Source organism: Oligosphaera ethanolica, assembly GCF_030814695.1.
Classification (GTDB): Bacteria; Verrucomicrobiota; Lentisphaeria; order Oligosphaerales; family Oligosphaeraceae; genus Oligosphaera; species Oligosphaera ethanolica.
This window is the reverse complement of record NZ_JAUSVL010000001.1, coordinates 5,707,344-5,729,305: the sequence shown is the minus strand read 5'-3', so window position 1 is coordinate 5,729,305 and position 21,962 is coordinate 5,707,344. Positions and strand designations below refer to the sequence as shown.

Below are 21,962 nucleotides of genomic sequence, written 5' to 3'. Positions count from 1 at the left end.
TCGGCTTTCCGGACTGGAGCGGCCGCATGGGCCTGCGTGCGGATAGCGACGACCAGCGGCCTTTCAGCTGGGGCGTCGATCTCTATGCCCGCATGGCGACGGAGGCCGATTCGCTCAGCCTCATCACTGGCGACATGGAACGCTACGCAGGGTGGACAACCTACAACCTCGAAGTGTCTTGCCGCTGGGTGCCGCGGCCGGAAAAGCCCCGGCAGGTCGTCCGCCTTGGCGCCGGGGTGGAAAATATCAGCGACAAGACCTACAGCTACGCCCGGGAGTGGCTCTATGCTCCAGGGAGGAATTATTTTGTGCGCCTGGCCATGAGTTTCTAAATTCCGGCTGGACAGCGCAAGCGCCTTCAGCCCGGGAACGCAAGGAGAAAGGACCTGATCATGGGTAAGACACTTCGTTGTTGGTTGGTGGCGGTGGTGCTGGCGTTGACCGGTGTAGTGTGGGGCCAGGCTGAGTTTGCTAGCAACGGCCATTTCATCTACCGTTACCATGGCGTGAATGTGATTGAAGGCGACTCGCTGCTGTTGATGGATGACGAATACCGTGGTTTTGACACCGCCAAGGGCTACGCCATGTCCATGGTTGACGGCGTGCAGACGGCGCGTTGCGAGACGGAATTCATCACTGTGGTCAAGACCGTGCAGAACCGCAATGGCTTTGCCGAGGCCACGTGGGACATCGACATCAAGGGCACGCCGAGGGGCGGCAAGGTTGAGCTGTGCCTGGGCATTCCGGCGTATGTGCTGGATCACTGGCCGCCGAAACGGCCGTCCATCGCCAGCCACGAGCAGCACGGCATCATTCACGTCGAGAGTTTTTTCGGCGATATCGAGTTCGATGTCAACGGCTCGTCGCACAGTTGGTTTTTGGACGACCTGCGGGCAGCGGAGTGGTCCAAGCGCTTCCGCCTGCGCGTAGCGCCGGACTACAGCAAGGAGGACGGCTGTAAGGTCAAGGCCGTGTTGCGCATCAAGAGCACGCCGTCGACGCTGAGCGCTTTCCGGACCTATCCGTTGGCTGGCCATGGCAATCGCGGTCTGCGGGACGACGTGGCCGACGACGGGCAGGGCGGCTGGACGGACCAAGGCACCAATGACCTGAGCTGTTTTACGCCCGGAACCATCAACGCGCAGGGCGTGCCTTTTGCCATTGGCGACAAAGTAATTGCGCTCAAAGGCGAGGCCCGGCCGGCGTTTCCGGTGGCATCGCCGGTAATTAGCCTGGACGGCGTTCAGGCTGAGCGCCTGGGCTTTGTGCACACGCTGGTGTGGAATGCGGCGTTTCGCGAGACGGTCTTGGTGTATGAGGTCACCTATGCCGACGGCCAGGTCGTGGAGATACCGGTGCGTTACGGCATGGAAGCCAACGACTGGTGGAACGAAAACGAACCGCTGGTGGCGCGCATCGCCTGGCAGGGGGACAATTCCGAGCACGCCGTGGCTTTGCAGCACCTGCAGTGGAAGAATCCTCGGCCGGACGTGGCATTGAAGAGCCTGCGGGTGCGGTCGCTGGAGACGCCGTCAGTGCCGGTGATCCTCGGGCTGACCGCGCTCAAGCGCGGCGTGCTGACGGCTGCCCAGTTGGAGGCGCTGGACAAGATTTACAACGACCGGCCACGGACGGATGTCAGCACCGACGGCTGGTATGAGTGCCCGATAGCCTGGCTGGACGGCATTGCGCCCGGCAGCGCCTTGGACGTGTCGTTCCTCAATGACGCCCCAGCGGGCAAGCACGGCTGGCTCAAAGTCGCCGCCAATGGCCATTTCGTTTTTGCCGACAAGCCTGGCGAGACAGTGAAATTCTGGGGAACGAACGCGGCCTTGTACGGGCCCTATCCCGAAAAGGCCGATGCGCCCGGGATTGCGCGTTGCCTGGCGCGACAGGGCGTCAACTTGCTGCGCATTCATCTCTACGCGGTATATCGGGACACGCTGATCGCTGAGGACGGGTCACTCAATCCCGAGGCGTTGGACAAGATGGAGTTCTTCATTGCCGAGCTGAAGAAGAACGGCGTCTACATTTTCATGGATTGGAATGACGGTATGCTCTTTGAACGCCTGCTGGGCAAGCCGCTGCCGGACGGCGGCAAGGGCGCCAAATTTGCGGCGTTGTTCAATCGCGAGTTGATTGCTGCGAGCAAGAAGCTAGCCCAGTCGTTGTTCACTCATGTCAATCCCTACACGAGCCTGCGCATGGTTGACGATCCGGCGGTGTGCATGTACGAGGTCACCAACGAGAATTCCGTGGTGATGAACTGGGGCGCACTGCGCGAGCGCGTGGCGGCCGAATGGTGCGACGAACTGGAGGTGCTGTGGCTGGACTGGCAGCGTCGGCAGGGTATTGCCGAGCTGCTGCCGCTGCCGCGGGATTTCACGGCTGTCGGCCCGACGGGCATGCGCTTTGCCGCCGAGCTGCAGCGGGCCCACCTGGAGGAAATGAAGGCATACTATCACAGTCTGGGCGGCAAGGCGCCGATCAGCGGCACCAATATCACCTTCACCCTGGGCGAGTTGTGGTCCAGCACGAACATGGACTACATGAACGACCACGCGTACGCCGACCACCCCAATGTGAGCGCCAAGCCGATGACCTACAACAACGGCTGCAGCGTGACGCAGGCGGCCTGGCAGCTGAGCATCATCCCGAGCTTCAGCCGGGCGAAGATCGCAGGCAAGCCGGTGGTGGCCAGCGAGTGGAATTACTGCTATCCCAACGACACGCGTTGCGAGGGCCTGCCATTCATGACGGCTTACAGCTCTTTCCAGGATTGGGACGCGCTGCTGTTCTACTGCGCCACGGGGTCTTTCGATTCTGGTCGCTGGTCGCGTTTTCACGACGCGCCGGGAATTTTGGTGCATTCGCAGCAGACCGACCCGGCCACCTGGGGGCTGAGCCAGGCCAGTGCGCTGGCGTTCCGGCGCGGCGACATCCGGCCGTCGGCGAAGGTCGTGTCATTGTCCTACGGGCCCGAAGCCGTGTGGGCCAATCAGAGCATTGCCGCGCGCATGCCCTTCCTGGCGGCGCTAGCACGAGTGGAGACGACGCTGACTCCCGCCGAAGCGGACGCGTGGCCGATGAATGCGCCCCGCGAACAGCAAGCCAAGAACAGCCTACTGGAAGCGGCTGCGAAGCTCGGTGTCGAGGGCGTGTCATTGGAGCGGGTGACTGGCGATACCGGCGAGGTCGTACGTTATCCTGCGGCGGGGCTGCTGGTGGTTGATACGCCGCGCAGCAAGATGGTGACGGGCCGCCTGCACACGCTGCTGGACGGTGCGCGGCAGCCACAGGATCTGCAGATCGAATCCCCGAGCAACTTTGCCACCATCACCCTCAGCAGTTTGAGCGACGAGCCCATCCGCAGTGCAAAACGGATGCTCTTATGCGCGGTAGGCAATGCTCGCAACGCCGACACCAAAATCGAGGGGCGTTTCATCATGGACATGGGCCGGAAAGGCCCCGTGCTGGCCGAGCCGGTGCTGGCGACTATCGCCATGCCGATTCTGCCCGGAAACGCGCCGCTGCGTGTCTATCGCTTGGACAGCCTCAGCGGTGAACGTCGGGCGGAGATCGCCGTTACTCGCGCTGATGGCCTGGAGCGGTTCGCGCTGGATAAGGACACCCAGAGCATCTACATCGAACTTATCCGCGAATGAGCGGCTGCGAGTGAATAAGCTGCAACAATCAGATCTTTTGGAGGATACATGGACAGACGCAATTTTCTAAAAAGTGGTGTGGCGACTGCCGCTGCCACGGCGGTGCTGGCGGATTTGTCAACTATACCGGCTCGGGCTGACGAGGCCAAGACTGACGGCGGCAATGGCGGTTCGGAGGTGGTTGCGGTACGCAACGGCAGTGCCGTGGCGATGTTCCGCAAGGGCATTGAGGCGCTGGGCGGGATGACGGCTTTTGTGAAGCCGGGGCAAAAGGTGGTGGTCAAGCCGAACATCGGTTGGGATCGCACACCCGAGCAGGCCGCCAATACGAATCCCGAGCTGGTCGCCGAAATTGTCCGCCAGGCAATCGCTGCTGGTGCCGCGCAGGTGCAGGTCTTTGATCACACCTGCAACGAATGGAAGAGTTGCTACCGCAACAGCGGCATCGAGGCGGCCGTGGTCGCTGCCGGCGGTAAGATGCTTTCCGCACACGACGAAAAACTGCACTACGTGGAAAAGAGCTGCCCGCAGGCCGTCAGCTTGAAGACCGCGAAGATTCACCAGGCGATCATTGATGCCGATGTGTTCATCAATGTGCCGGTGCTCAAACACCACGGCGGTGCCAAAATGACCGCCGCCATGAAGAACTTCCTGGGGATTTTCTGGGATCGGTCCTTCATGCACAAGAACAACTTGCCGCAGTGCATCGCCGACTGCGCGTTGTATCGCCGGCCGGACTTGAATGTGGTTGACGCGTACCGGATTGTGGTGGCCAATGGCCCGCGCGGGAAAGTGGCCGAGGACATCCGCGAGCTGCGCTATCAGCTGCTGTCGCGCGACATCGTGGCGATTGACGCCATGGCGACGAAGGTCATCGGCTACGAGCTTGCCGACGTGCCCTACATCGCGTTGGCTGCCACTGCCGGCTTGGGGGTTGCAGACTTTTCTCGCATCACTGTGAAGCGCCTGGAGGCCTAATGGCGACGTCACGGTTGCGATGGTTGCGCTACGGACGCGTCGCGCTGGCGGCATTGACCATGCTGATGCTGCTGGCGCTGATCTGCCACGGCGTTGCCGCTGGCGAGTACTGGCTGGAGGTACAGTTCGGGCCGGCGGTGGCCCGTGCCTGGCAGTTGTTTTCGCCGGCGGGCGCCGGTGTGGCCCTGCTGGTGCTGGTCTTGACGCTGGTGTTGGGGCGGGTGTACTGCAGCGTATTGTGTCCGCTGGGCATTTTGCAGGAGTTTATCGGCTGGCTCACGCGGCGGCGCGGTGCGGCGCCGGGGAATCATCCGCGACTGCGCTATGGCATCGCCGTGGTGACGATTGTGCTGCTGCTCTTTGGGTGGAGTTTGTGTTTGCGGCTTCTGGACCCGGCGTCGCGCTTTGGTGGCATGGTCGCGACCTTGGTGGCGCCATGGTACACGGCGCTCTATAACCGCCTGTTTCCCGACGACATGCTGATCGTGCGCCCGCTGGCTTTGCCGACGCTGTTCATCTTCGGCGTGCTGCCTCTGCTGCTGCTGACGGCGCTGGTGCTATGGCGCCGGCGCTGGTTCTGCACGACACTCTGCCCAGTGGGGACCGCACTGGGTCTGGTCGCCAAATGCACGCGATTGCCGCTGCGTCTCACGGACGCCTGCGTCAAATGCGGCCAATGCCAAAAAGTCTGCCCCGCTGGCTGCATCGACATTGCCCAGGGCAGCATTGACAACGAGCGCTGTCTGCGCTGCCTGAAATGCCTGGACGCCTGCTGTTTTGAGGCCGTGGCGTGGGGCCGCCGGCCAGCCAAGGCCGCCGCGGTGGCAGCTGCGGCCGGCGAAAAAGCGCTGGCCGCCGGCGAGAGCACCGCAAAGCCGGCTGCGGCAGCTGCGGCCGATGCGCGGGACGGCGCTTTGCCACAGGGGGAATTGACGCGCCGCGAGGTCTTGGTCGGTGTTGCGGGCGTTGGCGCGGCTGCCTGTGCGGGCGCGGCGTTGTTGCGTCCGGGGGGCGTTTTGCGCGCCGGCGCTGGCGCTGGGGCGATCTATCCACCGGGCGCGGGTTCAGCGGCGCGTTTTGCGGCCTTGTGCACGGGTTGTCAGCTGTGTGTGCGGAATTGCCGTGGAAATGTCCTGCGTGCGGCTGGCGATGGCCGGCCGGGATTGGTTCACCTGGTTTTTGACCGTGGCATGTGCGAGTTCAACTGCATGCGCTGCAGCTCGATTTGTCCTACGGGGGCACTGCGGCCCATGACGCTGCCAGCGAAGCAGCGCTGTCGGATTGGCATGGCGCATTTCGATCCCTCGCTATGCATCGCAGTGCAGGACGGCGTTGACTGTGGGGCCTGCGCGGAGCATTGTCCGACGGGCGCCCTGCAAATGAAGGACGACGGGCCTGGCCGGCGCATACCGTCCTTGAATCCCGATTTGTGCATTGGTTGCGGCAGTTGCGAGTATCCCTGCCCAGTGCGGCCGGTCCGGGCGATGCGCGTGGAGCCGGTGGCCATACAAGTGCAAGCGGACGATCCTGGCGAGTTTTTCCGCCAGCGGCGGGAGCACGCGCCCCTGCCGAAGCCTGCTGCGGGCGGCGATGACGGCTGGCTGTTGTGACCCGGGGCGACAAGCTGAGGTAATCATGTTGAGTACGAGCAGTTGAGGAGCAAAGCTGATGATGATTCATGACAATATCGAGTTTCACAACGTCGGCGCCTTGGAGCCGGCGGTGGGTTTGAACGGCCTTTGCCTGGCACGGCTGCCGCGGGCGCTGCGTTGGCAGCTCAATCAGCGGGCGCGCAAGACCGGCGCCGAGTCGATCGGCTGCGAGATGCGTTTTGTCACTGATGCGCCCGAGATCCGGCTCAGTCTGGCCTGTGCACCGCCGGAGTTTGCGGCGACACTGCCGTTGCGCATATTCCTGGGCAATTTTGATTTATCGCCGTTTCAGAGTCCCGTGTTGGTTCCCGGCCAGGTGAACACGGTGGTGTTGACGCCACCGGCGGAGATGCGGGCCGCTTGGGCGCAGGGTGGGCTGCGCCCGAAGGGCTTTGCGCCGAATGTGTGGCGGGTGCAGTGTTGGCGTGGGACGGCGATGTACTGCGGCATGGACTGCCTGGGCTGGCCGTGGCGGCCACCGATGGCGGATGAAAAGCCTGCGAAGACCTACTTGGCCTACGGCTCGTCGATCACCCATTCCCATTTGGATGGCTATCCCCTGGTGGCGGCGCGGCGCCTGGGCGTGCAGCTGCTGAACTTGGGCTTGAGCGGCTCCTGCCATGCCGAACACGAAATGGCCGACTACATGGCGAACATGGGCAGCTGGGACTTCGCGACCCTGGAGCTGGGCATCAACATGCTCGGCATGCCGGTGGAGACCTTCCGCGAGCGGGTGTTCTACATGGTCGACACCATGACCACCCGGCAGCCCGGCAAGCCCATCGTGCTGCTGACCATGTTCCCCTTTGCGCGCGATCTCAATTTAACCGTAGCCGACCCGCAAAATGCCGCCACGCATTTTCGCGACGTGGTCCGCGAAGCCGCGGCAAAATGGCGTGACCGCAACGTCTTCCTCATTGAAGGCGCGGACATCCTGGACGACTTCACCGGCCTGAACTGGGACTTGCTGCACCCGTCCATTTACGGCCATGGCCTCATGGGCCAGAACCTGGCCGCGAAACTGGCGGCGCTGCTGGGGTGAGCTTTGTTCGCAAAATCCAACTATCCCTTTTCATCTCAGCATCCTGCGGCAATCGCGAAGCGATTGCCGCAGGATGCTGAGCGTAAGAAGCTGCGGGCATGGGCTGGACTTTTTTCCGCCGAGGCTGCGGGCATGTCTATTTTATTGCCAAAAGAAGGCTTGGCGCAAGCGATCACGACAGACAAATATTGCCCGAGGGGGCTGAGGACCTCCCGTTCGGGTATGGATTTATTGAAAAGTAACTATTTTTGCATGGAATATATATTGAAAAGTCGTTTATTCTTCGTTATATTGTTATTGAAAAGTCAACAATAGCGAGGAGATGCAACCATGCTGTTCCGCAAAATTGAGCATCTGATCGAAGATCATATACGTTCGGGTTCATCAAAGATCCTGTTGATTGACGGCGCGCGTCAAGTTGGCAAGACGTACATCATCCGCCATGTCGGGCAGCGGTTGTTTCATAATTTTATTGAAGTCAACATGGTGGAGGATTCACTAGGGGAGCGCTTGTTTGCCAATACCAGAACTGTGGAAGATTTTTATCTTCAAATCAGTATGCTTGCTGGAAACAAGATGAAAGCCAAAGAAGATACCCTGATTTTTATTGACGAAATTCAGGCCTATCCGCACTTGCTGACATTGTTGAAATTCCTTGTGTCAGACGATAAATACACGTATATCGCCAGCGGCTCTTTGCTTGGCATCACGTTAGCGCAAACGACATCCATTCCCATGGGCAGCATCCGCAAAGTGCGGATGTTCCCTCTGGACTTTGAAGAATTCCTTTATGCTAACGGTATGAACGATATGGTTATCTCGATGCTTCAGAGCAAATTTCAGAAACTGGAATCGCTTGATGAAGAGAAACACAATAAAGTGATGGGGCTATTTAGAAAATATCTGTTAACCGGCGGTTTGCCGGATGCCGTCAATGCTTTTTTAGACAGCCACAACATTCAGCGCGTCCGGGAAATCCAAAACGAAATCCATGATTATTATGCCGCTGATGCCTCTAAATATGATGATGAGCGCAAGTTGAAAATACGCCGTATTTACGATTTGATCCCATCCAACATGGAGAATAAAAAGAAGCGCATTTTTGCACAGGATATTGAAGGTAAGCGGGGAAAGACTTTTGACAATTATCAGGACGAGTTCGAATATCTTGTCAGTGCTGGAATTGCCATGAATGTACAGGCTATATCGAATCCGGTTTTTCCTCTTGCCGAGTCGGAAGGGAAAAATTTATTGAAGATGTATCTGAACGATGTCGGAATTTTATCCAGCATTCTCTACGGCAACAATGCTCGGGCGATACTGGATGACGTACGATCAATTAACTTGGGGTCGGTTTATGAAACGGTTGTTGCGGCGGAATTGCTTGCACATGGACACAAGCTGTTTTATTATGACAACCGCAGCAAGGGTGAGGTGGATTATTTGATTGATGACTTTGACAGTTTATCGGCGATCCCGATAGAAGTAAAATCGGGCAAGGATTATTCTATTCACAGCGCATTGAATAACTTTGTTGCCAATGCGGATTATCATATAAAAAAGGCATATGTTCTGTCAAATAATCGGAAAATAACTTGCAAAGGAAAAATCATTTATTTGCCGATTTATTTTATCATGTTCTTTCAGAACTTTGTAAAAGACAATCGTAACTTGATCATATGATGGTGCCTCTTATTCGAGGACGATATCGCAGAAGCCCTGCGTGCGATGCCTGGTTGAGCCGTAGAGTGCGGCGTAGTTACTGGGGGCGATGCCTTCTTGTGGCGATGGCATGAACTGGCGGATGAAGGCGCCGCGGAGAACGGCGCCGGGCAGAGGCGGTTCTAGGCGCGCTTCGGCCCAGGTCAGCGAGAGCATGGCGCTCCACCCATCGGCGAGGATGCGGCTTTCGGCCTGCCAGGATTTTCCGGCGCGGGCGCCGGCGTAGCGGTTGCCGGCCGGATCGATGACCATCTGCACGAAGGGCGATTTTTGTTCATCCCAGTCGCCCTGTAGGAACACTTCGAAGCCCTCGCCCTGCGGGAAACGATTGCCGGCGGCGACGTCCTTGCGGTAGGGCATGTTGGCCGGGTCGGGGTGGAAACAGCGGATGCCGAAGTAGAGTCGCTCGTCGTCGTAGAGGACGCGGAGTTCCGTGCGGTTTTCGTGTGGCTTTTCGCCTCGCGACAGCACAAATGCGTCGGCCACCTTGGCTTTTAGCCATGGCTCCGTTGCGAAAGTGGGGTCGAAGGTCGGCGGCGTAGCGACTTTTGTGGCGAAGACGCGCATGGCGAGGACGTCGGCGATCATGGCATCGAATTGGTCGCGCAGGGCGCTGAGCATGCGCTGTTGCTTGGGCAGCAGCGGGTGTTGTGCGGCGCGCGTGAGGGCCTGGCGGCATGGCTCGACCAAGTCGCCGGCAATGACGACATGCTTCCAGTTGGCCTGGGCGCGGTCGTTCCAGCGCGAGTTGCCGGGCGCGGCGAGGAAGGCCTTTTCGATCATGGCGTAGAAGGCCCTGACGTCTTCGGCGGCGGGACCGTAGACGCGGCGGAAGAATTCATTGCGCAGGGCCTTGACGTCGACCTTTGGGTTCCAGTTGGCATTGGCCATCACCCAGAAGTATGGCGCGTTGACATTCCAGCTGGCGACGCCGTCCATGCGCGGGCCGACTGCGTCGCTGTACATTTCCGAGTAGGTGCGGCGGACGCCGTAGCTGTTGACGAGGCGCCAGTCGGCGATGGCGATAGCGTCCATGGGGCGTGGGAAAGGCCCGCAGAGCCCGAAGTACTCGCGCCAGGTCAGCTCGGTGGTGTTCTTCATCCAGCTCAAAAAACGGCGGTAGTAGACGTCGTTGTCGGGATCGTCGATGGCGCGCTTGGAGTTTTTGTTGATGGGGCAGAAGGAGATGCTGATGTTGGGTTCGACGGTGATGCGTGGTGGCGTTTCCGTGAAGAAGTAGCCGAAGGTCAGGAGGCGCTTGCCGGGGTAGTGGGCTTGGAAATGCCGGGCGATTTGGTTGAGCCAGAGGAAGAACTGGGTCGAGCGGAAATCCTCGTCGGCAGGCGCGACCACGGCGCCGTCGGGCAGGGTGATGGGCTTGCTGCATTCCGGGCATTCGCAGCACTGCCAGACGTCTTCGATCATGATGCGGTAGGTGCTGTAGTCGGGCGACGCGGCCACCAGTTGGTCCAGCTCGCTGATGAAAGCGCGAGTCATGTCCGCATTGGTGAAACACAGCTGGGTGCGCATGCGGATTTGCCGGGGGTCCTGGCGGGCGCCTTTGAAGAAGGGGAAGAATTCGGGGTGGTCGGCGAAGTACTTGTCGCCGCGGATGTAGAGGCCGGTGAGATTGTGGCCGCCACCGAATTCGCGGACGCAGCCGAAGTGGCTGGTCTCGGGGTCGTCGCGCATGGTGCGTGACGACCAGTTGCTGCCTTGGCGGTACTGCCAGACGTCGCTTTCCAGACCCGGGCCGATCATCTGCCAGCCGCGCAGGATGGTGGCGGGTACGTCGATGAAGTCGGTATCGGTCAGCGTCAGGTCGGCATTGGGCGTAAAGATGGTGCCGAACTCGGTGTTGGGGCGCGCCCAAATGATGTCGCTGTTGCGGAAGAGCAGCTTGTAGACGCCGGTGAGGACGCCTTTGGGCTGATTGCCCAGCACGGTCACGGTCGCGCCCTGCTGGCGGACGGCAAAGCCGTCGCTGTCGCCGATCTGCTCGCGATCGGCGGCGAAGCCCACCGGTTGCACGGCCAGTATGATGCGGCCGGCGGCGGGGCCGGGCGCCGGCAGAATCGGCAGGGTCGCGCCGGAGATCATGGCGATATGCTCCTGCAATTCCTTGGCGGCGTAGGCGAGCACCGGCCCGGCGTCGGCCGGGCAGATGATCTCGGCGACCGGCTGGCCGGCCGTTGCCAGCGGCAGCGCGGCGTGGGTGGCAAAGCCGCAAGCGAAGACCAGGACGAGGACAGGCAAAAGGCTGGCTGAGCGTAAAAATCTGGGCATGGTAGTCCTTGTGGCGCCGAGCGTCAGCAGCAGAGGGTGTGGGCTGAACGTATCTCTGCTGTATATGCAACGGGCATGTCTAAATTGTGGCCAATGATAGCCGGATGAAAACGGTCGCGGCAGGCGCATAACGCCTGAGGCATTGCGGATGAACACTATTTTTCGAGGTGCATTGGGCAGAAGCTGGCGACGGAGTGTCCGGCGCTGTTGAAGAGGGGATAATAGCGGCGGCGGTCGTTAGGTTCCTTGGAAAGACGCACGACAGTTCCACGGATGCGATCGGTGGTGGCAGGGTCATGGCCGAGGGTTGACCAGGGGACGCTGATGAGTGCGTTCCAGCCGTTTGCCGTGACGGCCGTACGCGCCTGCCATGGCGCTGTTTCATCGCTGCTGAAGCGATTTCCGGCCGGGTCAACGACGAACTGGTAGTAGGCTGGCGATTCTTTGCCGCTGGTAAGGAAGAATTCGGCGCCTTCGCCGGCCGGGAACTGATTGATGCCGTGGAGATTGCGTTCGTAGGCCATTTGTGTCGGGTCCGGGTAATTGCATTGCAGTGCGATGTGGAGATAGACGTCGTCGTACAGAAAGCGCACTGTGGTGGGATGGGGGACGGGCTTTGACTTGTTCAGTTCAATGAAGTTGGTATATGCGGGCGCTGCCTGCCAAGCAGGAGTTGAGAAGTCGAGGGACAGGTCTTGTTCTGTTGCGCAGCGGCCAACACGCAGATTGGGGACATTGTCCGCTATGGCAATCTGCTCGGCGAAGGTGTGTTGCAGAGCGTCGAGCATTTTTCTGCTGTTGGGGTGCAGTGGGTGTTGTGCGGCGCGCGTGAGGGCCTCGCGGCAGGGCTCGACTATGCCTGGTTCAACGACTGCCAGACGCCAGTTGCCCACGGCGCGGTCGTTCCAGCGCGAGTTGCCGGGCGCGGCGAGGAAGGCCTTTTCGATCATGGCGTAGAAGGCCTTGACGTCGGCGGCGGCGGGGCCGTAGACGCGGCGGAAGAATTCATCGCGCAGGGCCTTGACGTCGACCTTTGGGTTCCAGTTGGCATTGGCCATAACCCAGAAGTACGGCGCGTTGACATTCCAGCTGGCGACGCCGTCCATGCGTGGGCCGACGGCGTCGCTGTACATTTCCGAGTAGGTGCGGCGGACGCCGTAGCTGTTGACGAGGCGCCAGTCGGCGATGGCGATAGCGTCCATGGGGCGTGGGAAGGGCCCGCAGAGCCCGAAGTACTCGCGCCAGGTCAGCTCGGTGGTGTTTTTCATCCAGCTCAAAAAACGGCGGTAGTAGACGTCGTTGTCGGGATCGTCGATGGCGCGCTTGGAGTTTTTGTTGATGGGGCAGAAAGAGATGCTGATATTGGGTTCGACGGTGATGCGTGGCGGCGTTTCCGTGAAGAAGTAGCCGAAGGTCAGGAGGCGCTTGCCGGGGTAGTGGGCTTGGAAGTGCCGGGCGATCTGGTTGAGCCAGAGGAAGAACTGGGTCGAGCGGAAATCCTCGTCGGCAGGTGCGACGCTGGTGCCGTCGGGCAGGGTGATGGGCTTGCTGCATTCCGGGCATTCGCAGCACTGCCAGACGTCTTCGATCATGATGCGGTAGGTGCTGTAGTCGGGCGACGCGGCCACCAGTTGGTCCAGCTCGCTGATGAAAGCGCGAGTCATGTCCGCATTGGTGAAACACAGCTGGGTGCGCATGCGGATTTGCCGGGGGTCCTGGCGGGCGCCTTTGAAGAAGGGGAAGAATTCGGGGTGGTCGGCGAAGTACTTGTCGCCGCGGATGTAGAGGCCGGTGAGATTGTGGCCGCCACCGAATTCGCGGACGCAGCCGAAGTGGCTGGTCTCGGGGTCGTCGCGCATGGTGCGTGACGACCAGTTGCTGCCTTGGCGGTACTGCCAGACGTCGCTTTCCAGACCCGGGCCGATCATCTGCCAGCCGCGCAGGATGGTGGCGGGTACGTCGATGAAATCGGTGTCGGTCAGCGTCAGGTCGGCATTGGGCGTAAAGATGGTGCCGAACTCGGTGTTGGGGCGCGCCCAAATGATGTCGCTGTTGCGGAAGAGCAGCTTGTAGACGCCGGTGAGGACGCCTTTGGGCTGATTGCCCAGCACGGTCACGGTCGCGCCCTGCTGGCGGACGGCAAAGCCGTCGCTGTCGCCGATCTGCTCGCGATCGGCGGCGAAGCCCACCGGTTGCACGGCCAGTATGATGCGGCCGGCGGCGGGGCCGGGCGCCGGCAGAATCGGCAGGGTCGCGCCGGAGATCATGGCGATATGCTCCTGCAATTCCTTGGCGGCGTAGGCGAGCACCGGCCCGGCGTCGGCCGGGCAGATGATCTCGGCGACCGGCTGGCCGGCCGATGCCAGCGGCAGCGCGGCGTGGATAAGCGCTGATGACAGCAGCGCGGCAGAAAACAAGAGGCATCCTGGTGCTTTCAACATGGTTTTTCCTTGGGCGTGGCTGGAAAAGGCTTTCCGTTTCAGTAGATTTTGGTGTCTGATTCGCCGACGTAATGGATATGGCGTTTAACGAGTGAGAAGCGCAGATCGCCGGAGCTCATGCCTTCGGCGGACATGTCGCCCTTAAGGACGTTGCATCTGCTGTTATGGCGCGCGTGTAGGCAGCAGGCGGTATCACCGACATTTCCCATCGGGCGGATCCACACTTGCTGTGCTTGGGAGGACGGCAGTTTACTGTCGCCGACCAGGACCTGCCTGCTCGGCTCCGCCAGTGCGTGGAGATTGATTGAGATGTAGTTGTTCCAGCCCGAGTCGCTGCCGTCGCTATTGATGCCGGTTACATTCAGGCCGTACACGCCGCACTTGTCGGCGCTTTGCACGCCGGAGACGGGCACATGTGAGTAGGAGGGGCACCAGAACACGGATGCCGCTGGGGTGGCAAAGAAGCTGTTAATGTCATCGGCGTTGAAACCGGCATAGCCGGTCTGGGCCAGATATTGAGCCCACATGCGGTTTTTCGAGGTGCCGGTTGGCGCCGGGTTATTCATGACCAGCGGCAGATGCCCGACGTTGTCCGTGCTGTACATGCTCAGCATCAGGCCGATCTGCTTGAGATTGCCGATGCAGTTGATGGTTCGCGCCCGTTCACGAGCTTTGGCCAGTGCTGGTAGCAGCATGGCGGCGAGGATGGCGATGATGGCGATGACCACCAGCAATTCAATCAGCGTGAACAACCCTACTCTTTTCATTGTCGGACCTCCTTGATTAACATGTGCTGATAACGCCTCAATGTCTCTTACTAGCCTTTGCTGACCAGATACTTATTCTCTCGCAACCCGCTCATGGTGGGGCTGGCGGCGCCGCCCGTAGTAAATGTCCAACAGTCGTGGGAGGGCGATTTTTCCGAGTTCTTCTTCTGGGTACACCGTGGCGTCGACCAGGTATGGATAGAGTTCGGCGTGGCCGAGGTAATCCAGCAGCAGGAAAGGACGCCGCTGCGGTTCGACAAGGTGGTGTTCGAAGAAGTAGCGGGCGGCTTCAGGGAAGGCCCGGGCGGTCATGTAGATGATATCTGGCCGGTCTTGGTCGTTGACCAGTAGTTTTTGCAGACCGGCGTAGCCATCTTCGGCTGCGTCGGCGTAGCACCATTTCTCAGGATACTCTAGGCCAAGTTCTTTCGCCACCAGCTGTGCCCCGGCCAAATACAAGCGGGTGGACTGCAGCTGGGGGGAATTGGTGACGGTACCCAGACGGGTGAAGTGTTTCATCTGGCATGTGTGGCGGAGTGCCCCGGAAATGTCCTCGGCTAGCGCCTTTTCCAGCTGGTTGGCTGGGAGCTTGAACTGGTAGTTGCCGACAATCAGATGGGGTATGGAATGGCGTTGCAGGAGGGCGACCAGGGCGTCGTCAATGCGGCCGGTGACCAGCAGCGCGTCCAGGCGCATGCCTGCAAACCAATTCACGGGGTCCAGATCGTCGACCATGCCTTGCCAGAATATCTCGCAATTCAGAGCAGGCGCCATGCGCAGCACTTCGTTGTATACTCGCAACGAAAAGGCACCCAAGCCGGGTTGTTTTACCTGCCAATTGAGAAAGCCGATGCGCTTCGTCCGCTCACGCACCAACTCTGGTGACAAGTTCGGATTGATGTACGTGCCTTGCCGGCTTCGCTTGATGATGATCGACTCCGTGGAGAGTATCTCCGTCGCCGATAAAATTACCTGCCGCCCGACACCAAAACGCCCCGCCAACTGACGGATGCTACCCAGTTTCTCCCCAGGCAACAGCCGTCCGCTGCGCACCTCCTGGAGTATCCGGGAGGCGACCTCCTGCGAGTGCGATAATCTGTCCCGTAAGGATGCGTTCATAGGAGAATCACTTGGTGGAAAAGCGAACCAGGGAAAAGCCTGTTTTATGTCAGTCTATGTCACATTGTATGTCAGAATATGTCAAATGCAAGAGAGTGGTGAAAAATTCTTCGTGTGTGTGGAATTGGTCAGTGACTACCCCGGTGGGGAAAACCCCGGGGGCAATTTGCAGGACACCCACGGTCAGTCGCCGCCCAGCCATCCGACCTTGATTTCCGCCGACCTTTGCGGCAGCGGGTTTCATAGGAGTCATTGATATTGGTGTTTCCGCAGTTATTTGTTTTCACTGTTCGTATGCCGCCGGGACGGTGGGCAATCAGTTTCTTTGGTAATGTGCGAAATCTTGTGATAGAAAGAGAGACTTGACACAGTAGTTCCGAACCCTTTGTCTGCGTCGTGGGCTCTATCCCTGGGCTGGTATGCGTCGCGCGCCCGTCTCCCGGCCGTGGTGCGGGCGTCCCGCCCGCACCCTGGACTTTGGACAATCTTGCACGGACTCCTACGCAACGTCCGGTGCTGATTTTTTTCCCTCCGCCAGCTCGCTTTGCATTAAACGCACCAGATCGCGCAGGGATGGACGGGTGACCGGGTCGTTTCGCCACCGTTCTCGCGTTGGGAATGCCTCGTTTCGCTTGTCATCGTAGAGTCGTATGCTTGCCAGAAGCAAAGCGGCATAGCAAGCCGAGATGAAAGCGGGCACTTTAGCTACTGAATCTTTGTTCCACACCTGGGCTTTGCCAATGCCAAGTATTGCTTTCTGGTCTCGAAAGCTGACTTCGATCTCCCAGCGAAGCAAGTAAGCCCTTATAGCCTGTTCGATCGTGATCTTGTTTATGGCACCGGTTACGACCAGGAAGGCAGGCTGCCGATAGAGAGTGCGCCCATTCTTGGTCAGACGATAGGGAAAAGGCTTAATGACTATGAGATTACAGGGCTGATCGTGGGTCGCACCCGGCCACCTGACGTTTTGGACGCACTTGTAATGCACGGCAAGTTTACGTCCGTGCTTGAATACCTCCATGGTCCGCGTTTCGTAGTTGTCGCTGGCAAGAATATCCTTGGGTGAAGGCAGACGTTGGCCGTACTTGCGATTGCCTTTGCGTTGTTCGGGGCAAAGAGGCTCGACAAAGACCGTGTCCTTCCTCGCTCGCGCGACGATCACGGTGTTGTGAGGAGGATCAGTCAGGAAACAGCTGTTGGCAAAACTGCCGTCGGCGCTTTGGATAAGGACACGGTCGTAACCGCCAGGTATTGCGTCGATTGCCCCACGAAGGGAAAAAAGCTGCTGGCGACCGCGCACACTCATGTTGTGCTTTTTCTTCTCTTCCTTCAGTATCTGTTCCTCCTCCGGACTTGTCACTTTTCCAGCCTTGACCGGTGGTGCGTGTCTGAACGCCACGGGTACGGCTCGACTGGAGTTGGGATCAGAGCCGTGGCACATGATGGTCGTTTCCAGATAGCGCTGGCCAATGACCAGATTGACATGAAACGGGGGGCTGATAGGGTCCCGGGCGTAAGCAGTACCGGGGATTTTTTTGCCGGTCTTGCGCACGAGCGTATCGTCGATGGCGGAAATGATGGGGTCGTAGACTGGGCAGAGACTGACGGCCTCCTGGATAATGGGCCCGAATATGCCTTCACAGTCCCATTTACTCCGGGAGAAAAGTTTATAGAACGCGCTCCAGTGGAACACCATATCTAGAAAGTTAATGGCGCTGGTTATGGTTTTTGGATGACTGGCGCCCAAAAGGCCGATGCCTATCGTGACAAATCGCTTTCGTGACCGAACATCCTTGATGCCCACGCTCAGAGTCGCCAAAAAAGCACGCAACCACACAAGCAGCGATTTGTTTTCCATGGCTAATCGTCCTCCTCTTGGTCCAGCAGTGCAAATTCGTTGCGTCCTGTACGCCGGAACGTGTGTCCGTCGAGAACCTTCTTGGTCATCGCCGACACGATGGACTCGCGACGCAGCTTCACGCCATGGCGCTTCTGCACGCGGTCAAGGATCTCATTGATGTGAAGAGGCTCCCCCGCTTCTCGGAGTATATCGCTAACTAGTAACATGTTAGATCTTTTTCCGGCTGCCTTTCGGTTCGCTTCCAGGCGACCGTCCAAACCTTTGGCCGAGCGCAATGCCTTTAGTCCGGATTCAAGCATTGTTTCCAAGACATTACAGAGATCATTGCTGCTGATTTCTTTTGCCATACCCGTAGCCCTTCTTTGTTGTGACCAGACACGCCAGCATTCAAGCTACGGGTAGCATAATACGGAGTAGGTAGAATGCAAATTAATTTTTAGATTTATTTTTAAACAAAAAAAATTGTCCAAAGTCCAGGCCCCGGGCGCAGCCCGGGGAAAGGGCCACCACATGAGCATGCCCTGGAAGGGCATTTCAACAAATCCGCTAGTAAGTCCTAGCAGAATGACTGTTGAGGTGCCCCTCCAGGGCACTTTTTAAATCATCAACTCTTCCCCGGGCGTTGCCCGGGGCTACGATGACGACGCCCCTGCCGGGGCTTTTGTGGACGTCTCGCCCCTGCCACCGCCTGAGGTCCTGGACCACCTGCGCGACGCCTTGGCCCCAACCTGGGAGCGCCGCCGTCCCGGCGGCAAATATGCCCGCACCGTCGCCTGAGGTCGGCTCCGTGCAGGCCGTCCGAGCAGCCTTGCGCAAATTACACCCGATTGGGGCGCGGGCGTTTCTCGCGGCCGTGGTGCGGGCGTCCCGCCCGCACCCTGGACTTTGGACAATCTTGCACGGACTCCTACGCAACGTCCGGTGCTGATTTTTTTCCCTCCGCCAGCTCGCTTTGCATTAAACGCACCAGATCGCGCAGGGATGGACGGGTGACCGGGTCGTTTCGCCACCGTTCTCGCGTTGGGAATGCCTCGTTTCGCTTGTCATCGTAGAGTCGTATGCTTGCCAGAAGCAAAGCGGCATAGCAAGCCGAGATGAAAGCGGGCACTTTAGCTACTGAATCTTTGTTCCACACCTGGGCTTTGCCAATGCCAAGTATTGCTTTCTGGTCTCGAAAGCTGACTTCGATCTCCCAGCGAAGCAAGTAAGCCCTTATAGCCTGTTCGATCGTGATCTTGTTTATGGCACCGGTTACGACCAGGAAGGCAGGCTGCCGATAGAGAGTGCGCCCATTCTTGGTCAGACGATAGGGAAAAGGCTTAATGACTATGAGATTACAGGGCTGATCGTGGGTCGCACCCGGCCACCTGACGTTTTGGACGCACTTGTAATGCACGGCAAGTTTACGTCCGTGCTTGAATACCTCCATGGTCCGCGTTTCGTAGTTGTCGCTGGCAAGAATATCCTTGGGTGAAGGCAGACGTTGGCCGTACTTGCGATTGCCTTTGCGTTGTTCGGGGCAAAGAGGCTCGACAAAGACCGTGTCCTTCCTCGCTCGCGCGACGATCACGGTGTTGTGAGGAGGATCAGTCAGGAAACAGCTGTTGGCAAAACTGCCGTCGGCGCTTTGGATAAGGACACGGTCGTAACCGCCAGGTATTGCGTCGATTGCCCCACGAAGGGAAAAAAGCTGCTGGCGACCGCGCACACTCATGTTGTGCTTTTTCTTCTCTTCCTTCAGTATCTGTTCCTCCTCCGGACTTGTCACTTTTCCAGCCTTGACCGGTGGTGCGTGTCTGAACGCCACGGGTACGGCTCGACTGGAGTTGGGATCAGAGCCGTGGCACATGATGGTCGTTTCCAGATAGCGCTGGCCAATGACCAGATTGACATGAAACGGGGGGCTGATAGGGTCCCGGGCGTAAGCAGTACCGGGGATTTTTTTGCCGGTCTTGCGCACGAGCGTATCGTCGATGGCGGAAATGATGGGGTCGTAGACTGGGCAGAGACTGACGGCCTCCTGGATAATGGGCCCGAATATGCCTTCACAGTCCCATTTACTCCGGGAGAAAAGTTTATAGAACGCGCTCCAGTGGAACACCATATCTAGAAAGTTAATGGCGCTGGTTATGGTTTTTGGATGACTGGCGCCCAAAAGGCCGATGCCTATCGTGACAAATCGCTTTCGTGACCGAACATCCTTGATGCCCACGCTCAGAGTCGCCAAAAAAGCACGCAACCACACAAGCAGCGATTTGTTTTCCATGGCTAATCGTCCTCCTCTTGGTCCAGCAGTGCAAATTCGTTGCGTCCTGTACGCCGGAACGTGTGTCCGTCGAGAACCTTCTTGGTCATCGCCGACACGATGGACTCGCGACGCAGCTTCACGCCATGGCGCTTCTGCACGCGGTCAAGGATCTCATTGATGTGAAGAGGCTCCCCCGCTTCTCGGAGTATATCGCTAACTAGTAACATGTTAGATCTTTTTCCGGCTGCCTTTCGGTTCGCTTCCAGGCGACCGTCCAAACCTTTGGCCGAGCGCAATGCCTTTAGTCCGGATTCAAGCATTGTTTCCAAGACATTACAGAGATCGTTGCTGCTGATTTCTTTTGCCATACCCGTAGCCCTTCCTTGTTGTGACCAGACACGCCAGCATTCAAGCTACGGGTAGCATAATACGGAGTAGGTAGAATGCAAATTAATTTTTAGATTTATTTTTAAACAAAAAAAATTGTCCAAAGTCCAGGGTGCGGGCGTCCCGCCCGCACCGTCGCCTGGGATCATGACCTTACCCGACCTCCAAACAGCCACACGCAAACGTGCCCGCCGCAGCAATCAATGAGTTCCATTGCCTCTTTGGCCCCAGTCAGCTGCGCCGACTGGGGCCAAAGAGGCCGAGGAACACGGACCAATATGGCGCGCCACCCAGGGCGGCGCGCGCCTTCGGCGCCGCTTGCCCTGGGCTGGTATGCGTCGCGCTTTCAGCGCTTCTGCCGCTTCGCGGCGGAAATGCGCGACGAGAAAAGGCTGCCTGGCTGAACAAGTGCCATGGATACCGTAAAGTGAAGAGCATCGGTTTCATGGGAGCAGGTTAGTGTAAAAAGTTTTCTCCATAAGAAGAGAATAGTTCTTATTTGCACCTGGAATCATTGCTAGGCAACTACAAGTCTTCATCACAAGATTTCGCACATTAACGTTTCTTTAATTCGAGGCGTTGTTTTCCACGGTCCCATTCGTTCCTTGGAAATGCTGGAATCAATGGCTGACCGATTGCCAGCTAGGAGTTATTATTCCAATTAAAAATCAAATTGCACTAATCATCCAAGGCCAGCAAAACATTTGGGACACTTTATTGACCATCGTCAATGTTCCCTGTGCCAGCTTGCCCAGTTCGTGTTCAACTTTTTCCACCACATCATTCAGATTTTCAAAGTAACGATTAGCGCAGGCCTTTTCGCGAGTGTAATCCCAAAGGTGTTCAACAGGGTTCAACTCTGGGCAATAGGGAGGCAACTGTTGCAAATGGACGTTTGCTGGGATTTCCATCTCTTTTGAACGATGCGAACTGGCTCCATCGACTACCATTAACAAGTAATCATCAGGGTACTTGCGACTAATTTGCTGTAGAAACAAAATCATGTTTTCAGTATTCATCATGTCCGTCACACTCCAGTCAATGTCCCCATCAAACGGGCTTATGGCGCTGTATATGTATTTAAATTGTCGTTCAATAGCTGCTACTACTAATGGCCGGACGCCAGAGGGAACCCACGCTGCACGAATCACTGGTAATCTTCCAAAGCGAGCCTCGTCCTGGAACATTACGCGAAGATTTTTTCCCTCCAATTTGGACTGGATGGTTGCCATGTGTATCGCTTCAGGAAACGTTTTTTTTTGAATTCCTCAAGTTTTTCAGGGTCATTTTTGGGGTGCGCTTTGTCTGGAACCACTTTATGCCACCTGTGACGATAAAGAATATTGTAGACAGTTTGTTGACTCATTTTGCGGCCAGCTTTGGTTTCCAAGGCACTTTGGATGTCGCCGACTGTCACGACATGTCCTTGAATTGCTTCAGGGGTCATCTGATCGAGGACTTCATTCTCCTCTTCCCAGGTCAAAACCGATCGCCTGTCACCACCCCAAGCCGGGGCATTGATTTCTTCGTCTGCGGAACTTTTCTGTTTGAAATTCTTGATCATTCGTTTGACGGTAGATTGGGATACCCCCAAAACTTCACCGACATTCGCTTGGTCAAGCTTACCCTGAGATGTCAGTACAACGGCGAAGGCAACGAGAAGGTCATCACGATATGGCAAATTATCAATGATTTGTTTAGCCTTTGTCAATTCGGTTTCTGTAATGATAACGCGAGGCCCGGGTTTTCTCATTGTATGCTCCATGTTTTGTGTGGTGGAAAGAGACACCACAC

The 21,962-nt window shown here is 58.0% G+C and carries 18 protein-coding genes; 8 read left to right on the top strand and 10 right to left on the bottom strand.

Annotation, left to right across the window (positions count from 1 at the left end):
• The 7 genes from J3R75_RS19760 to J3R75_RS19730 all read left to right on the top strand — a co-directional run.
• The coding region (locus tag J3R75_RS19760) for a TonB-dependent receptor (RefSeq protein WP_307265465.1) at window positions 1-332 on the top strand (332 nt) is incomplete at its 5' end.
• A gap of 60 nt (window positions 333-392) precedes the next feature.
• Window positions 393-3,665 (top strand): glycoside hydrolase 5 family protein, encoded by a 3,273-nt coding sequence (locus J3R75_RS19755; RefSeq protein WP_307265462.1) that lies wholly within the window; start codon window positions 393-395, stop codon window positions 3,663-3,665.
• A 48-nt stretch (window positions 3,666-3,713) separates the two neighbouring features.
• On the top strand, window positions 3,714-4,643 hold the full coding sequence (locus J3R75_RS19750; RefSeq protein ID WP_307265459.1) for a DUF362 domain-containing protein: 930 nt from the start codon (window positions 3,714-3,716) through the stop codon (window positions 4,641-4,643).
• Window positions 4,643-6,253: a 4Fe-4S binding protein gene (locus J3R75_RS19745; protein WP_307265456.1), complete on the top strand. Its 1,611-nt coding sequence runs from the start codon at window positions 4,643-4,645 to the stop codon at window positions 6,251-6,253. Before J3R75_RS19750 ends, J3R75_RS19745 begins: the two co-directional genes overlap by 1 nt.
• A 58-nt stretch (window positions 6,254-6,311) precedes the next feature.
• Complete coding sequence (locus J3R75_RS19740; RefSeq protein ID WP_307265454.1) at window positions 6,312-7,337, top strand: GDSL-type esterase/lipase family protein; 1,026 nt, start codon at window positions 6,312-6,314, stop codon at window positions 7,335-7,337.
• Between the two features lie 3 nt (window positions 7,338-7,340).
• Window positions 7,341-7,652, top strand: a complete 312-nt coding sequence (locus tag J3R75_RS19735) for a hypothetical protein (protein WP_307265451.1) — start codon at window positions 7,341-7,343, stop codon at window positions 7,650-7,652.
• 15 nt (window positions 7,653-7,667) lie between these two features.
• A complete protein-coding gene (locus tag J3R75_RS19730) occupies window positions 7,668-9,020 on the top strand; it encodes an ATP-binding protein (protein ID WP_307265449.1) in 1,353 nt (450 codons plus the stop codon).
• A 9-nt stretch (window positions 9,021-9,029) separates the two neighbouring features.
• Here J3R75_RS19730 and J3R75_RS19725 read toward each other — a convergent pair whose 3' ends face one another.
• The 4 genes from J3R75_RS19725 to J3R75_RS19710 all read right to left on the bottom strand — a co-directional run bounded on the left by J3R75_RS19725 (window position 9,030) and on the right by J3R75_RS19710 (window position 15,672).
• Complete coding sequence (locus tag J3R75_RS19725) at window positions 9,030-11,345, bottom strand: DUF4838 domain-containing protein (RefSeq protein ID WP_307265447.1); 2,316 nt, start codon at window positions 11,343-11,345, stop codon at window positions 9,030-9,032.
• 155 nt (window positions 11,346-11,500) lie between these two features.
• On the bottom strand, window positions 11,501-13,786 hold the full coding sequence (locus J3R75_RS19720; protein WP_307265443.1) for a DUF4838 domain-containing protein: 2,286 nt from the start codon (window positions 13,784-13,786) through the stop codon (window positions 11,501-11,503).
• Window positions 13,787-13,824: 38 nt separating this feature from the next.
• A complete protein-coding gene (locus tag J3R75_RS19715) occupies window positions 13,825-14,553 on the bottom strand; it encodes a DUF1559 family PulG-like putative transporter (protein WP_307265440.1) in 729 nt (242 codons plus the stop codon).
• A gap of 72 nt (window positions 14,554-14,625) precedes the next feature.
• Window positions 14,626-15,672 carry a GntR family transcriptional regulator gene (locus tag J3R75_RS19710; protein WP_307265438.1) on the bottom strand — a complete coding sequence of 349 codons (1,047 nt, stop codon included), beginning with the start codon at window positions 15,670-15,672 and terminating at the stop codon, window positions 14,626-14,628.
• A gap of 85 nt (window positions 15,673-15,757) precedes the next feature.
• On the opposite strand from J3R75_RS19710, the gene J3R75_RS19705 reads away from it, so the two are divergent.
• Window positions 15,758-15,928: a hypothetical protein gene (locus J3R75_RS19705; protein WP_307265437.1), complete on the top strand. Its 171-nt coding sequence runs from the start codon at window positions 15,758-15,760 to the stop codon at window positions 15,926-15,928.
• 243 nt (window positions 15,929-16,171) lie between these two features.
• Here J3R75_RS19705 and J3R75_RS19700 read toward each other — a convergent pair whose 3' ends face one another.
• From J3R75_RS19700 to J3R75_RS19675, 6 genes are all read right to left on the bottom strand, one after another.
• On the bottom strand, window positions 16,172-17,530 hold the full coding sequence (locus J3R75_RS19700) for a transposase (protein WP_307259069.1): 1,359 nt from the start codon (window positions 17,528-17,530) through the stop codon (window positions 16,172-16,174).
• 2 nt (window positions 17,531-17,532) lie between these two features.
• Window positions 17,533-17,880 carry an HTH domain-containing protein gene (locus tag J3R75_RS19695; protein ID WP_307259070.1) on the bottom strand — a complete coding sequence of 116 codons (348 nt, stop codon included), beginning with the start codon at window positions 17,878-17,880 and terminating at the stop codon, window positions 17,533-17,535.
• A gap of 560 nt (window positions 17,881-18,440) precedes the next feature.
• Window positions 18,441-19,799 carry a transposase gene (locus tag J3R75_RS19690; RefSeq protein ID WP_307259069.1) on the bottom strand — a complete coding sequence of 453 codons (1,359 nt, stop codon included), beginning with the start codon at window positions 19,797-19,799 and terminating at the stop codon, window positions 18,441-18,443.
• A 2-nt stretch (window positions 19,800-19,801) separates the two neighbouring features.
• Window positions 19,802-20,149, bottom strand: a complete 348-nt coding sequence (locus J3R75_RS19685) for an HTH domain-containing protein (protein WP_307259070.1) — start codon at window positions 20,147-20,149, stop codon at window positions 19,802-19,804.
• Window positions 20,150-20,836: 687 nt separating this feature from the next.
• Window positions 20,837-21,400: an IS630 family transposase gene (locus J3R75_RS19680; protein ID WP_307265434.1), complete on the bottom strand. Its 564-nt coding sequence runs from the start codon at window positions 21,398-21,400 to the stop codon at window positions 20,837-20,839.
• Window positions 21,355-21,921, bottom strand: a complete 567-nt coding sequence (locus J3R75_RS19675; RefSeq protein WP_307261928.1) for a helix-turn-helix domain-containing protein — start codon at window positions 21,919-21,921, stop codon at window positions 21,355-21,357. The genes J3R75_RS19680 and J3R75_RS19675 overlap by 46 nt, the downstream gene beginning before the upstream one ends.
• Window positions 21,922-21,962: the final 41 nt, after the last annotated feature.

Excerpts from the sequence above, each read along its gene's own strand:
- J3R75_RS19755 (WP_307265462.1), top strand. The coding sequence starts at position 393 with ATGGGTAAGACACTTCGTTGTTGGTTGGTGGCGGTGGTGCTGGCGTTG.
- J3R75_RS19750 (WP_307265459.1), top strand. The coding sequence starts at position 3,714 with ATGGACAGACGCAATTTTCTAAAAAGTGGTGTGGCGACTGCCGCTGCC.
- J3R75_RS19745 (WP_307265456.1), top strand. The coding sequence starts at position 4,643 with ATGGCGACGTCACGGTTGCGATGGTTGCGCTACGGACGCGTCGCGCTG.
- J3R75_RS19740 (WP_307265454.1), top strand. The coding sequence starts at position 6,312 with ATGATGATTCATGACAATATCGAGTTTCACAACGTCGGCGCCTTGGAG.
- J3R75_RS19730 (WP_307265449.1), top strand. The coding sequence starts at position 7,668 with ATGCTGTTCCGCAAAATTGAGCATCTGATCGAAGATCATATACGTTCG.
- J3R75_RS19725 (WP_307265447.1), bottom strand. The coding sequence starts at position 11,345 with ATGCCCAGATTTTTACGCTCAGCCAGCCTTTTGCCTGTCCTCGTCCTG.
- J3R75_RS19720 (WP_307265443.1), bottom strand. The coding sequence starts at position 13,786 with ATGTTGAAAGCACCAGGATGCCTCTTGTTTTCTGCCGCGCTGCTGTCA.
- J3R75_RS19715 (WP_307265440.1), bottom strand. The coding sequence starts at position 14,553 with ATGAAAAGAGTAGGGTTGTTCACGCTGATTGAATTGCTGGTGGTCATC.
- J3R75_RS19710 (WP_307265438.1), bottom strand. The coding sequence starts at position 15,672 with ATGAACGCATCCTTACGGGACAGATTATCGCACTCGCAGGAGGTCGCC.
- J3R75_RS19705 (WP_307265437.1), top strand. The coding sequence starts at position 15,758 with ATGCAAGAGAGTGGTGAAAAATTCTTCGTGTGTGTGGAATTGGTCAGT.
- J3R75_RS19700 (WP_307259069.1), bottom strand. The coding sequence starts at position 17,530 with ATGGAAAACAAATCGCTGCTTGTGTGGTTGCGTGCTTTTTTGGCGACT.
- J3R75_RS19695 (WP_307259070.1), bottom strand. The coding sequence starts at position 17,880 with ATGGCAAAAGAAATCAGCAGCAATGATCTCTGTAATGTCTTGGAAACA.
- J3R75_RS19690 (WP_307259069.1), bottom strand. The coding sequence starts at position 19,799 with ATGGAAAACAAATCGCTGCTTGTGTGGTTGCGTGCTTTTTTGGCGACT.
- J3R75_RS19685 (WP_307259070.1), bottom strand. The coding sequence starts at position 20,149 with ATGGCAAAAGAAATCAGCAGCAACGATCTCTGTAATGTCTTGGAAACA.
- J3R75_RS19680 (WP_307265434.1), bottom strand. The coding sequence starts at position 21,400 with ATGGCAACCATCCAGTCCAAATTGGAGGGAAAAAATCTTCGCGTAATG.
- J3R75_RS19675 (WP_307261928.1), bottom strand. The coding sequence starts at position 21,921 with ATGAGAAAACCCGGGCCTCGCGTTATCATTACAGAAACCGAATTGACA.